The organism is Leptolyngbya sp. GB1-A1, assembly GCF_039962475.1.
In the GTDB taxonomy this organism is placed as follows: Bacteria; Cyanobacteriota; Cyanobacteriia; order Elainellales; family Elainellaceae; genus Leptolyngbya_A.
Genome location: NZ_JAMPLI010000079.1, coordinates 1 through 13140, shown reverse-complemented (window position 1 = coordinate 13140; position 13140 = coordinate 1). Strand labels below are relative to the sequence as shown.

Genomic DNA, 13140 nt, shown 5'->3' with positions numbered 1-13140 from the left:
CACCACACCACACACTTGTCCAATCAGACTTGCCACAGCTTGTCGCGTCCACAGGGCACTGTCTATCTCTAACTCATCCGGAAAATGCTCCTGAATCAACTGTTGCAGGTATGCCTCTTCGCTAGGGCTTAATGTCCTTCCTTGCCCCAGTTTGTTGCCTCGCGGGTACTGCTCTAGAGCAGCTTCTCCTTCCTGCTGATATTGGTACCACCAGTCGGAGACCGTATTGCGATGCACTCCCAAATACTCTGCTATGTCGACGATGCGTTTGCCCTCCTGGTGCAGCCGGATTGCCTGCTGTCGCAAGTAGTTTTGAGTCGCTGGATTGAGCCTTCGAGCATCCGATTTGTTCATGCCTTTATCCTAGCAATTACCCTTCTCTGCCTCCTCCTCTCACCTTGCCGGGTTGATAGACTAGAGTCGGTATGCCAATTCCAACTGAAGTACAATCGACAGATTGACTGAGCAACGCTAATTTACCCATCTCGCGCGGTCGTGGGTGAGTTTGTGGGCATAGACAGGGTACGCAAGTTTCTCCAAATGGGTTACCCCCGCGCTCGTCGTCACGCCAACCACAAGTGAGCTTAACTTTCAGCTCGACTGGCTTTCAGACGCTTATTTCAGATAGACAGTTAGGTAGACAGTGATAATGGTGAGGATTGGCAAACTTTTATCAACAAAAGTGTTGTAAGCTGATGCAAATAATCTTCGCATTGCCTCAGTGTCAAAGCGGTTGACTGCGAGGACTGTGAGGCGTGCGATCGTAGCATCAGTCCTTATTCACATTGTGATGCCCTATTGTGATGTCATGCTGTGATTTCATACTGTGGACAGTAATATGACCTGCTGGTACTTTCCTGCTGTATTGCTGCTCGTGGTTCTGGCTGGGCTGCCTAGAGGATCAGCCTTTGCTCAGACAGTTGTGCCGCAAGCCCCTGAATCCACCGGAACGCCTCAACTTCCCTTGCAGGAAAATCAGCCGCCTTCGCTACAACCCCAGCCTGTCCCGCAGCCGCCCCCACCGCTTCCCCGTCCCGATGAGCTGCTCCGACCCTCGCCTCAAACCCCGGCTGCCCCCCAACCTGTTCCAGGAGAAGTCCCAACGACCATTCGGGTCGATCGCTTTGAGGTGTTTGGCAGTACGGTCTTTACCCCTGAGGAACTGGCAGTCGTCACCGCGCCGTTTACCAACCGCGATATTACCTTTGCCCAACTGCTGCAAGCGCGATCGGCAGTAACACAGCTCTATGTGTGGGAAGGCTACATCACATCGGGCGCGATCATTCCACCTCAGGCTCTGGAAGCCGGAGTAGTGACGATTCAGGTGATCGAAGGCAGCTTAGAATCGATCGACATCAGCGGACTCACTCGCCTCAGTCCTAGCTATGTGCGCGATCGCCTAGAACTTGCTGCGCAAACGCCGCTCAACGTGAATCGCCTGCTCGAAGGTTTACAGCTTTTACAGCTCAATCCCTTGATCCAAAGCATCTCGGCGGATTTGCAGGCAGGGGTGCGTCCGGGAACCAGTGTTTTGGCAGTTCAGGTTACCGAGGCAGACTCGTTCAATACCACGTTGTCGATCGATAACGGACGATCGCCCAGTGTGGGCAGCTTCCGACGGCAAGTTGAACTCACGCAGGCAAATCTGTTGGGCTTTGGGGACGGTTTGAACGTGGGCTACGGCAATACGAATGGCAGCAACACGCTCAACGCCACCTATACTCTGCCGCTCAATCCGCGTAATGGCACGTTACAGTTAGCGATCGGCTTCTCGGATAGTCGCGTCATCGAGGAACCGTTTGATGAACTGGAGATTAGTGCCACCTCGCACTACTACGAACTCACCTTTCGCCAGCCGCTTTCACAAACGCCAACCGAAGAATTTGCGCTGGGGCTGACGGCTTCTCGTCAGGAAAGCCAAACGGAATTAGGCATTGATGATATTGGTCCGTTTCGCCTTTCACCCGGAGCCGATGCAGCAGGGCGAACTCGTGTCTCGGCAGTGCGCTTTTTTCAGGAGTGGACGCAGCGTAACAGTCAGCAGGTGATTGCTGCTCGATCGCAATTTAGCCTCGGACTCGATTTGTTGGATGCCACCGTGAACAATGACGCACCCGATAGCCGGTTTTTAGCTTGGCGCGGACAGGGGCAGTGGGTGCGCTTACTGGCTCCCGATGCGCTGCTGCTGGTGCGAGGCGATGTTCAGCTTGCAGACAGTGCTTTAGTGCCGCTGGAGCAGTTTGGATTGGGCGGACAGCAGAGCGTGCGAGGTTACAGACAGGATGCCTTGCTCACAGATAACGGGGCGTTGCTCTCTGCCGAGGTGCGATTACCCATTCTGCGTATTCCCGAATGGCGAGGGCTGCTGCAACTTTCGCCGTTTATCGATGTGGGTGCAGCCTGGAATAGCGGCGATAGCCCGGCTCCAGAATCAAATGCGTTAGTCGGTGTTGGAGTAGGTCTATTGTGGCGGCAGGGCGATCGCTTTTCAGCAAGGCTCGATTGGGGCATTCCGCTGGTGTCGATCGATGGCGGGGACAGTTTGCAAGAAAATGGCGTGTATTTCTCTGTAATCTACTCCCCGTTCTAAATTTTCCTCTGGCGCAACTTCGTTTCAATGCGATCGATTCCCTCTGAGCTAAGTGTTAGCCCCCAAGGATCCTCCTCTGCCCTCCTTCACAAAGAGGGAGCCGAACCACTCTGATTCCCCTTTTTAAGGGTAGGGCTGATTCATTCTAAGGGGAGAAAATATAAGCTCAAAAAGGAGGTGAGCTCTAGATTAACGGGGACAAACAATGACATTAATTGAGGCGTTGCCAACAATTCCAGACCATCGTCGTGGTGCAGGACAACGTTATCCCCTATGGATATTTCTGCTGTTAGTCATTTTGGGAACGATGAGTGGGTATCGAGGATTTCGGGGTTTATCGCGCTTCATGCAGCGGCATCAAGGCTATTTAGCCGAGCGATTAGGGTTGCGACGAGCGAACTTGCCAAGTTACTCCACGATTCGCCGATTATTGCTGGAAATTGATTTTAATGCGGTTGCCCAAGCATTTAACTACTGGGCAAAACAGGCAGGGTTAGTCAGCGTTGGAGACAACTGTGCAATTGATGGCAAAAGCTTGAAGAACACAGTCACAGACCCGTTTGCCGCACAACAAAACTTTGTCAACGTCGTGTCGATGTTCCAGTTAAAGCAAGGTGTTGTAGTGGGTCAGAAGGTGTTTGAAAATGGAGAGCAAAGTGAGATTCAAGCCGTGTATGAGTTGCTTCAACAGTTGCAGTTAACCGGAGTGAGTGTGAGTTTGGATGCCCTCCATGCTCAAAAAAACAGTTGAATTAATTCGGCAACAAGGAAATGATTACGTAATTGGGGTCAAAGCGAATCAAAAAGCGCTTTATCACCAATTGCAGAAACATGCTCAGCAGGAGTGTGTGTTCAGTGTGCATCTACAGAGCGAACGGACTCGCAATCGGCAAACCACTCGCATTGCTTGCGTCTTTCCCTTACCTGAGGAGGTCAAGGCAATTTGGAAGGGTGCCCAACACGGGGTAGAAGTCATTCGCCAGGGAACTCGCCAGGGATTACTGTATCAAGAGCAGCGGTATTACATGACCAGCTGGACTCAATCAGCAGAAGCGCTGCAAACTCGCATTCGAGCCCACTGGGGGATTGAGAATCCCTTGCATTGGGTCAAAGATGTGGTGTTAGGGGAAGACCAAAGCTCCATTGCGACAAAACCTGCGGCAGCATTAATGGCAGTGATTCGCAATCTCGTGATTACGGTCTTTCGACGGGCAGGGCATGGCTCAATTACCGCTGCTATCGACCGCTTCAGCAACGACCTTACTCAATTACTGCCCATGCTGGACTTTCCCTCTGGCTAGAATAAATCAGCCCTACCAATAATGGGGGGTAGGGGGGAGCTCCGCCAAATCATCCAATCAACAGAAGGTTTTAAGACGCTTTTAAGATACTGCCTAGCCCCCACACCCCCTCGTACCTGACCAGCATGAAAGAAGCTGTAACCTGAACTTAAGTTCATAGGTAGACCAATACTTGGAATCAACTAATAATTGATCATTTTGTTGCTCACGAAATAAACCCTGGATTAATGACAAATCTTCGTTCATTCTATAAATTAAGACTATATAAACAGCATAGAGAAATTAGGAGAAAAGCAATTTTCTAAGTGATATTGCTCCTCTCTTCCCAAGGGTTAAGCATGAATCAAGATATTTCTGCTGAATCGGCTGGCGATCGTCAACTATTAGCAGTATCTCCTTCTGAACGAGATCATCGGCAGGGTTCACTCAATGCACGAGTTGTACTTGTTGAGTATGGAGATTATCAATGTCCAAAAAGTGGGGAAATTTATGCCCTGATTAAAGCAATTCAAGAACAGCTTGACAGCAACCTCAAGGAGAATTATTTATGCTTTGTGTTTCGTCATTTTCCTCAACCTCAACTCTATCCTCAATCTCAGAAGGTAGCCGCTGCCGCAGAAGCAGCAGGAGCGCAAGGACGGTTTTGGCAGATGTCAGAGATGCTGTGGGAGCATCGCCAAGATTTAGGCGATGGCTATTTAGTGGAGTATGCTAACAATTTAGGACTGAATATTACTCAGTTTCTGCGAGATATTACTAGGGAAGTGTATAGCGATCGCATCAAGGAGGATATTGAAGGCGGAAGACGCAGTGGCGTGACTCGCATACCAGCTTTGTTTATCAATAGTATTCGTTATCAAAATGCGTTGGAGTTCGAGCCGTTATTCAATGCAGTGATTGAATCTGGAGGTCTTATATAGCAAATCTCATTCACAAAATATTATTGAGCGATCGCCCGATTAAAATGTTGCGATTGATGGCATGGGCATAAGAAATTTGGAATTAGTGGTAGTTTGATAGGTGCGAAAGCATCATCAGCTCAAGTATCTGTCAATCTTAACCAGGTTGAAAATCATCAGCCGAATATAGACGAATCGTTTTCATAGAGGCACGATCGCATCGAGTAAATGCAATTTGACCAGTTTTCTGTTCCGACTGGCGGTAATGAAGACAGCAACATTAGCGCCAACTCTCAAGACTTTAGAGAGGCAATGTCAGCATCAATCGACATCCCCGCCACACTTCGCCCTATTACTGGGCACCGTTTGTTCTATTAGAAAATTGGCGTAAGGACCTCTACATTCAGCAGGACAAGGTCCACGCGCAGTTTGCTGCGGATGTGCCCGCCAACAATGCACAGTTGATGGCTAGTACCCAGCGTCCGATTACGGAAGCCACGCTTAAGGAAGCCTCTGGCGAACCTGCATGGAAATCTACCCCGTCCTGGTTCATCTATGGTGGTCGCGACTTGAACATTCCTCCAGCAGCCCTGTCTTTCCTGGCGAACCGCGCTGATTCAAAGGAGACAGTTGTCGTGAATGGTGCATCCCACCTCGTGATAATTTCCCATCCAGATGCCGTTGTCAGCGTTATCGAACATGCTGCGAGCACGCAGTAGAGAAGTGTGAACACATTGCGACTATGAACGGGGAAAAACGCAGAGATATGCAGTTGAGTAAAACTTTCCCGTGTCCTAATGTTTTCGTGTCTTTCTAGTAAAAATAGAAAGGTGATCAAAATGACCGCTTTTACATGGAAAAAAGTCCAAAGATTGTTGCTCTTACTGTTCACATTTAGTGTTGTCGTTATCGCATCAGTGCATTCAGGATCAGCTAGTTTGTGGCAACCAGCCCAAACATCCAACTCTAAACCTGCGATCGTCCTAGTTCATGGTACCAATGCTGACGCAACATCCTGGCAACACGTTATTTCACTTTTGCAGGAGGATGGCTACGTCGTAACTGCTGTGCAAAATCCGCTCACTTCTCTGCCAGATGATATTGCTACAACCAAGCGAATCATTGACGCCCAACAGAGACCCGTGGTTGTAGTCGGGCATTCCTATGGTGGAACCGTAATCACAGGTGCAGCGTCTGATAACCCGCAAGTGAAAGCATTAGTTTATATCAATGCTTTTGCACCAGAGCCAGGTGAGACGATTAGCCAGTTAAATAGCAGATACGCCCCTCCTCCAGTCAGCGCAGCACTTGTAGCTGATACAGCAGGATTTCTTTACATCGATCGTGAGAAGTTTCACGAGGTCTTTGCTCATGACGTATCACTAGCCGAGGCGAAAGTGCTGGCAGTGACGCAAAAGCCTGCCATCAGCACAACGTTTGACCAATCTGTGGAGAGCGCAGCCTGGAAGACGATTCCCTCCTGGTATCTTGTGGCTCAAGAAGACCGAGCCATTAACCCGGAGCTTCAACGATTCATGGCAAGCCGAATTGGTGCCAAAACAACTGAGATTCCAGCAAGCCATGTGCCCTATATCTCCCAGCCAAAAGAGGTTGCCAACCTGATTATTGAAGCAGCAATCGCTGTGAAGTAATCCGATTACGAAATCAAGTAACGTCAAACTCAAAGGAGCCATGACGAAAAAGGCAACTTGGTCGGTCTCGGAGATATGGAGATGCAGATGCGCTAGTCCTACTCAAATGTTTCATTAAAACGTTCAAAGAAGTAACATTTAGGAAAATGCTATGCAGCGCCAAATCCTAGTGATTGAGAACGATCTAAAGATAGCTCAAATCATTCAGCTAGAGTTGACATGTGAGGGTTATTTGGTAAAGGTTGTACATGATAGAATGGCAGGATTGCTCGAAGCTCGACAAAGTGATCCAGATTTGCTTATTCTAGGTTGGGAGCAAATAGGTTTATCTTGTCTGGATATTTGTCACCGCTTACGCTCTACACAGAATAATGTACCCATCTTAGTTTTGACTAAGGAAGGTCAGGTACACGATCGAGTTGCCAGTTTAGAGGCAGGTGCAGATACCTGTTTAACTAAACCTTTCAACCTGGAGGAATTAGTCTCTGTCGTTCGATCGCTTTTACGACGTACTCAGCCGCAGCAGCCTTACGTTTTGGAATTTGAGAACCTTGTGCTAGATCGAAAAGCACGACAAGTTCGTCACGATTATCAGCAAGTTGAATTAACTGCGAAGGAATTTGATTTGCTGGAATATTTCATGAGCTACCCTAAACAAGTGTTGAGACGTGAACAAATTCTTCAAAATGTTTGGGGATACGATTTTGTTGGAGACTCTAATGTTATTGAGGTCTACATTCGCTACTTACGCCTCAAACTTGGGGGGAGCAAGGCAGCACGACTGATTCATACTGTGCGTGGTGTTGGCTATGTTCTGCGAGGGGCTTCTTGATTGTTCTAGTAAAGAGAAGTTAGACGCTCTGTTTTCCGAATTCTAGAAATTAGCCTGGCTGCACGGTGCAGCAATTAGACGACTCATCAGTCTAAAACCCTACCAAAGCCTAAATACTCTACGCAACCACGATCATGTATTGATTTACCCGACCATAACGAGGGGTAAATCTATTGATGCATAGCTTGTATTAATTCACAACTTGAGGTTATTTCATGACACACATTCTCCATCTCGATGCAAGTCCACGGGGTGTACGATCTATTTCTCGCACCCTTTCAGCAGAATTCATCGCTAACTGGAAAGCTGCTCATCCCAATGACACGGTCACCTACCGCGATATTGGGCATTATCCTGTACCGTTTGTCAGCGAAGACTGGATTGCTGGTGCCTTTACACCCCCTGAACAACAAACGCTTGAACAAACTAAAGCAATTCGGGTTTCCGATGAGTTGATCGATGAGTTTTTAGCAGCCGATCGCTATGTGTTTGGCATTCCCATGTACAACTTCAGCATTCCTGCGAACTTCAAAGCCTACATTGATCAAGTTGTGCGCGTGGGTCGTACATTCTTAGCTGATGAAACAGGCTACAAAGCGCTGGTTCATGATAGGAAGATGACTATCATTCTTGCTCAAGGGGGAACTTATCCAGAAGATAGTCCTACTCACGCCTATGATCTGCAAACACCCTATCTTCGGTTTATTTTTGGGTTCATCGGCATTACCGATGTTGAGTTCATTTACGCCAATGGTCTCAACCTGGGTACGGAAGCCCGTAACCTGACAATCGCTAAAGCACAGGCTGCTCTAAAAGCGACGATCGCTCGTTGAGGTTAAGTCCCATGCTAAAGCGTGTAGCGATCGGTACAGATCAAGAAGCTCAGCAGGTCACTACCATTATTTCTTATGCAGTTCGCCCAGGACGCGAGTGGGGATATCAAGAGTGGCTGCACGGCATCGCTACAGCGGTTCACAAGTTCAAAGGATACTCAGGGGTCACTGTGATTCGCCCCCAAAATCATACTCACCCTGATTACGTAGCCATTGTTAGATTCAATCAGTACAGCAACTTGAAAACGTGGATGGAATCCGATATTTGACAGGAATGGATAACGCGGTTGCAATCTCTGATCGAAAAGACTGAAGTTGTTCAAACACTGACAGGGTTGGAGATCTGGTTTATGCTTCTAGGCAAGCCGCAGGCTCCACCCCCATGCTATAGGGTTGCGCTGGTGACGTGGCTAGGAGTGCTGCTCACGCTACCTATCCTGGAATATTTACTGGTACCGTTACTGTCTGAATTTCCTGTATTACTTCAGCAACTAATCATCACAGGATTTAGTGTTGTCCTGCTTGCCTATTTTGTCATACCGCACCTCACTCAACTGTTTTACAAATGGCTCTATTCCAGTCTATAAGCCCACATAACGCGACTTAAAGGAGAATCAAATGTTTGATCAACAGCAAAACAAATCGTTCGATTCTAACGGTACCAGCGAACTACTAAGCGATCGAGAATTAACTAAAATAGCGGGCGGTGCAGAGCATGACTACAATCAATTACTCCATTCAAAGATTTTGCAGCGTGATGCTGACGACTTCAACATTCCTGAAACTGAACCGACCTTTCCAACTCCACCCTACCCAGAAGATATAGCGTAAAAATGCTGCATCGTGCTCCAAGCAGCAAATAATCAATTCTCATGACCTGTAGCCCTATGACAGAAATTATTCTGCGCGAGTTGAATCGGAGTGACATTGACTGGATGACTTTGGTTGGACAGAAAGTAGAAATTGCGCCTGGCGATCGACTGCCGACTGTTGACACACATTCAGGTCGGTTTTATCTGGTTCTAGAGGGTCAACTTGAACTGATCTCGCCTGATTCCGATCGCTCTCATCCTAGCATTGTCACTTACAGCAGCGGTGATGTCGTTGGATTCTTCTTTCTGCTGAGTTCTCCTTCGTCAGCTGTCTTTCAGGCACTTGAAAAGTCATTAGTTCTGACGATCGATTGTCAGTTGCTACTGGAAGAATTTGAGCAGGATGCTGGCTTTAGTGCCCGCTTCTACCGGGCGATCGCCATGCTGTTCACTCGCAAACAGTGGCAGATTGCCTCACGTCTACCTGAAGCGACTGTCACTGAGTCACATTCAATCATGACAAAAACCAGCTTTTCGATGTTTAGCTGTTTACATGACAGCGATATATGCTGGATGACAAGTGCAGGAAAAGTGAAGGAATTAAAAGCAGACGAAATCTATGTGCGAGAGGGACAGTCGCTCGAAACGCTGGATATTGTACTGAAAGGAAATCTATTGCTGTTAGTTTGCGGCGGCAAGCATAACGCGCTATCGCTTGCATTTGGTGCACCGCCCAGCAGCCAGCTTCGCAATATTGCTAAAGCACAGCCCGGTGATATTTTGGGCGCGACGACTTTTCTGGAAATGTCTCCTAATCTGTATCTGATCAAAACGGCTCAGGATACAAGATTGCTGTCGGTTCCAATTGCTCTTCTGATCCCCAAACTGCAATCCGATTTAGGATTTGCCGCTCGCTTTTATCAGGCACTCGCCAGCATCACCACAGAGCAGCTTTATCAAATGATCAGTCGCTTAGCAGGCAGCGTTCCCTCCTATGAGCCGGGGTGCAGCCTGTGCGATCAATCCGCCTATCAAGGCGAACTCAGTCTTTCAGCGTTGCAGGAGTTGTCGATCGCGAGAACGAAATTTCACTGGCTGCTGCGACAGCTTGGGATAAAAGAGCGGACATAGAGAACGGCAGTAACTAAGCAAGGTGGTGACTCATGGCAGACGAAAAAGACTCTAACCTATTCCGAGCTGAGGCACTGGCGCAGATTGCTTCCCCCGAACAACTTGACCAGCTCATGCAAATTGTGAATCTGGAGGACTGGCTGCCGCTAGCATCGATCGGCTTTCTGGTCGTGCTGGCACTGGTCTGGAGCGTTGTCGGACGGATTCCCATTTTCGTCCAGGCAAGAGGACTGTTAGTGCAAGATACGACTAATCCCAGGCAGCTTATCAGCGTCAGCTATTTCCCGATTGCTCAAGGCAAACAAATTCAGCCGGGCGATCGGGTTTTGATTAGTCCTGAAACAGCAAGCTTCCAGGAATTTGGCGGACTTGAGGCAATCGTAACCTCTGTTTCATCCCAGCCCGTCACGCAGTCAGCCGCCCTCAAGCGCACAAACGGCAATTTGGAGCTAGCGGCTCTGGTCTACACGCCTGCCTCGATCGAAGTCGTTGCCCAGTTTAAACTTGCTCCTGACAATCCCAGCGGCTACCAGTGGTCGATGTCTCGTGGATCTGCTCAGCTCTCAAGCCAAACGCCGACCGATGCCAGAGTGATGCTGAGCGAACAAGCCCCCATCACCTTTATCTTCCCGTTTTTGAAATAAGTCTTATGCTGAAAACCCTGCTCAATCCCGCCCCGCAGTTCTCCTGGAATTGGTGGAAGGCTCCCCGGAAAGTTCTGCAACAGCAGGGGCAAACGCTCTGGAGTCGCAAGCGCAATCGCGTTCGCACGCCAACGCTGCTGCAAATGGAAGCCGGTGAGTGCGGAGCTGCCGCCCTGGGAATCATTCTGGGCTACTACGGGCGAATTGTGCCCCTGGCAGAGCTGCGGCAAGCCTGTGGCATTTCACGGGACGGCAGTTCGGCAGCAAATGTCGTGGCGGCGGCAAAGGCCTATGGACTGAACGCCAAAGGCTTCAAAAAGGAATTGCAAAGCTTAATGGCACTGCATCCGCCTTATATTGTCTTCTGGCAGTTTGATCATTTCTTTGTGGTGGAGGGATTTAGCAAAGAGCAGGTCTTTGTCAACGATCCGGCTGCCGGACGGCGCACGGTTTCGCTGGAAGAGTTTAATCAGGGCTATACGGGCATTGTCCTGGTGATGGAACCAAACGAAACTTTCCAAAAGGGCGGCAAGAAAAAAAGCGTCGTTCAATCGCTGCAAACCCGTCTTCAGGAATCGATCCCAGCATTGCTGTACTGCATTGCTGCGGGTTTTTTGCTGGTGATTCCCAATTTGGCTGTGCCCGTCTATAGCCAGGTATTTATCGATAATATTTTGATTAATGGTCGGACGAATTGGCTTGCTTATTTACTGGCAGCAATGGGATTGACCATCACGCTTCAGGGTTTGTTGACCGCACTTCAACTTCGCTATCTGCGAAAGTTAAAAATTAAACTATCCATTTCGATGTCCAGCCATTTTATCTGGCATTTATTGAAACTGCCTATTAGCTACTACGCCCAGCGTTATCCCGGTGAAATTAGCAGTCGAATTCGGATTAACGATCGCGTTGCCACCGCCCTCACCGGACAACTGACAACCACGCTAATCAGTGCTGTTGTGATTGTATTTTATGCCGCTGTGATGCTGCACTACAGTCCTTTGTTGACACTGATTGTGATTTGTTTTGCGATCGTCAATGTGCTCATCTTGCAGTGGGTGGCGCGTCAGCGAGTCGATGCCAACATCAAAGCGGCACAGAACTTTGGTAAGGTGAACGGCGTGGCGATCGCCGGCCTCCAGAGCATTGAAACCCTGAAAGCTTCTGGCTTAGAGTCCGATTTCTTTTCGCGCTGGGCCGGCTACTACACAAAGGCAATCAACGCTCAGCAAGAGCTAAACCTTGCCAACCAGAAGCTGAGTCTGCTGCCGTCACTCATTACGGCACTGAGTACCGTCGCTCTGCTGAGTATTGGCGGTTGGCAGGTAATCCAGGGACAGATGAGTATTGGGATGCTGCTGGCATTTCAGCTTTTGACCGTCAGCTTTTTGGCTCCTGTGAATGATCTGGTGCGGTTTGGGAGTACGCTGCAAGACCTGGAGGGAAATCTGCTGCGGCTGGATGATGTGTTGGACAATGCCACCGATCCGGCTCTGGAAACTGCTAAGCAACAGGCGATCGCCCGTACAACCCCGCATACCGTTTCGGGGGCAAATCGGCTGCAAGGCTATATTGAATTAAAAGACGTTACCTTTGGCTACAGTCGTGTGGCTGCACCCCTCATTCAAAACTTCAACCTCTCGATCAAGCCAGGGCAGCGAGTCGCATTAGTGGGCGGCAGCGGATCGGGCAAATCAACGCTGGCAAAAATCATTGCGGGACTCTATGAACCCTGGTCAGGCACGATTTACTTTGACGGCATTCCCAGAGAGGGCATTGGGCGATCGATCCTGACCAATTCTATTTCTGTGGTCGATCAAGACATTATTTTGTTTGCCGATACGATTCGCGCCAACCTGACGCTGTGGGACGCGACCATTTCCGGTCAAACGATTGAAAAAGCTTGCCAGGATGCTGCGATTCACGAAGCGATTCTTTCGATTCCAGGGGGTTACCGTGCGCCTTTGATTGAAGGAGCCGCCAATCTCAGCGGGGGTCAACGGCAGCGATTAGAAATTGCCCGATCGCTGGTGAACAATCCCGCAATTTTGATTATGGATGAAGCAACGAGTGCGCTGGATGCCGAAACAGAGAAAATCATCGATCAAAATTTACGACGCCGGGGATGCACCTGTTTAATTGTGGCGCATCGACTCAGCACCATCCGCGACTGCGATGAGATTATCGTCTTGGAGCGAGGAAAGGCGGTGCAGCGGGGAACGCACGAAACCCTGTGGCAGGAAAAAGGACACTACGCACAGCTCATCACCAGTGAAGGGGCATAATTTCGATTTCAAAATCAGATTGTTCTGTCACTGATAGGCAATGTGGACGGTTGTGTCGCAAAAACAGCCGCTGGTAAGGTAGACAAGCCCCGTTATGCCTTCTCGCCCTCCGATGGCTACTGCTGCTCTGTTCAAGTGGCGGCATTTCTTGCCTGAAATTA

General features: G+C 49.1%; 14 protein-coding genes and 2 pseudogenes. 15 read left to right on the top strand and 1 reads right to left on the bottom strand.

The window, feature by feature from the left end:
- The coding region (locus tag NDI45_RS29040) for a helix-turn-helix domain-containing protein (protein ID WP_348249858.1) at positions 1-354 on the bottom strand (354 nt) is incomplete at its 3' end.
- A gap of 144 nt (positions 355-498) precedes the next feature.
- On the opposite strand from NDI45_RS29040, the pseudogene NDI45_RS29035 reads away from it, so the two are divergent.
- From NDI45_RS29035 to NDI45_RS28965, 15 genes and pseudogenes are all read left to right on the top strand, one after another.
- Positions 499-579, top strand: a pseudogene (locus NDI45_RS29035) (DUF4385 family protein); the annotation flags it as partial.
- A 259-nt stretch (positions 580-838) separates the two neighbouring features.
- Positions 839-2590 carry a ShlB/FhaC/HecB family hemolysin secretion/activation protein gene (locus tag NDI45_RS29030; protein ID WP_348249857.1) on the top strand — a complete coding sequence of 584 codons (1752 nt, stop codon included), beginning with the start codon at positions 839-841 and terminating at the stop codon, positions 2588-2590.
- A 205-nt stretch (positions 2591-2795) separates the two neighbouring features.
- Entirely contained in the window at positions 2796-3341 is a 546-nt protein-coding gene (locus tag NDI45_RS29025) for an ISAs1 family transposase (RefSeq protein WP_348249856.1), read from the top strand.
- Positions 3322-3891, top strand: a complete 570-nt coding sequence (locus tag NDI45_RS29020) for an ISAs1 family transposase (protein WP_348249855.1) — start codon at positions 3322-3324, stop codon at positions 3889-3891. The genes NDI45_RS29025 and NDI45_RS29020 overlap by 20 nt, the downstream gene beginning before the upstream one ends.
- A 338-nt stretch (positions 3892-4229) precedes the next feature.
- Positions 4230-4811 carry a thioredoxin domain-containing protein gene (locus NDI45_RS29015; RefSeq protein WP_190790575.1) on the top strand — a complete coding sequence of 194 codons (582 nt, stop codon included), beginning with the start codon at positions 4230-4232 and terminating at the stop codon, positions 4809-4811.
- A gap of 347 nt (positions 4812-5158) precedes the next feature.
- A pseudogene (locus tag NDI45_RS29010) lies at positions 5159-5509 on the top strand (alpha/beta hydrolase); the annotation flags it as partial.
- 219 nt (positions 5510-5728) lie between these two features.
- A complete protein-coding gene (locus tag NDI45_RS29005) occupies positions 5729-6442 on the top strand; it encodes an alpha/beta hydrolase (RefSeq protein WP_348249854.1) in 714 nt (237 codons plus the stop codon).
- Positions 6443-6593: 151 nt separating this feature from the next.
- The gene (locus tag NDI45_RS29000) at positions 6594-7274 is read left to right on the top strand and encodes a response regulator transcription factor (protein ID WP_190790573.1); all 681 of its coding nucleotides are present in this window, start codon (positions 6594-6596) and stop codon (positions 7272-7274) included.
- Positions 7275-7489: 215 nt separating this feature from the next.
- Positions 7490-8107, top strand: coding sequence for an FMN-dependent NADH-azoreductase (locus NDI45_RS28995; RefSeq protein WP_348249853.1), 618 nt, complete (start codon positions 7490-7492; stop codon positions 8105-8107).
- Between the two features lie 11 nt (positions 8108-8118).
- On the top strand, positions 8119-8376 hold the full coding sequence (locus NDI45_RS28990) for a hypothetical protein (RefSeq protein WP_199296396.1): 258 nt from the start codon (positions 8119-8121) through the stop codon (positions 8374-8376).
- Positions 8377-8457: 81 nt separating this feature from the next.
- Positions 8458-8694: a hypothetical protein gene (locus tag NDI45_RS28985; protein WP_199296395.1), complete on the top strand. Its 237-nt coding sequence runs from the start codon at positions 8458-8460 to the stop codon at positions 8692-8694.
- Positions 8695-8725: 31 nt separating this feature from the next.
- Positions 8726-8938, top strand: a complete 213-nt coding sequence (locus NDI45_RS28980; protein WP_348249852.1) for a hypothetical protein — start codon at positions 8726-8728, stop codon at positions 8936-8938.
- A gap of 56 nt (positions 8939-8994) precedes the next feature.
- Positions 8995-10050, top strand: a complete 1056-nt coding sequence (locus tag NDI45_RS28975) for a cyclic nucleotide-binding domain-containing protein (protein WP_348249851.1) — start codon at positions 8995-8997, stop codon at positions 10048-10050.
- A gap of 32 nt (positions 10051-10082) precedes the next feature.
- Positions 10083-10694, top strand: coding sequence for a hypothetical protein (locus NDI45_RS28970; protein ID WP_348249850.1), 612 nt, complete (start codon positions 10083-10085; stop codon positions 10692-10694).
- A 5-nt stretch (positions 10695-10699) separates the two neighbouring features.
- Complete coding sequence (locus tag NDI45_RS28965; RefSeq protein ID WP_190790568.1) at positions 10700-12979, top strand: NHLP family bacteriocin export ABC transporter peptidase/permease/ATPase subunit; 2280 nt, start codon at positions 10700-10702, stop codon at positions 12977-12979.
- Positions 12980-13140 lie beyond the last annotated feature (161 nt).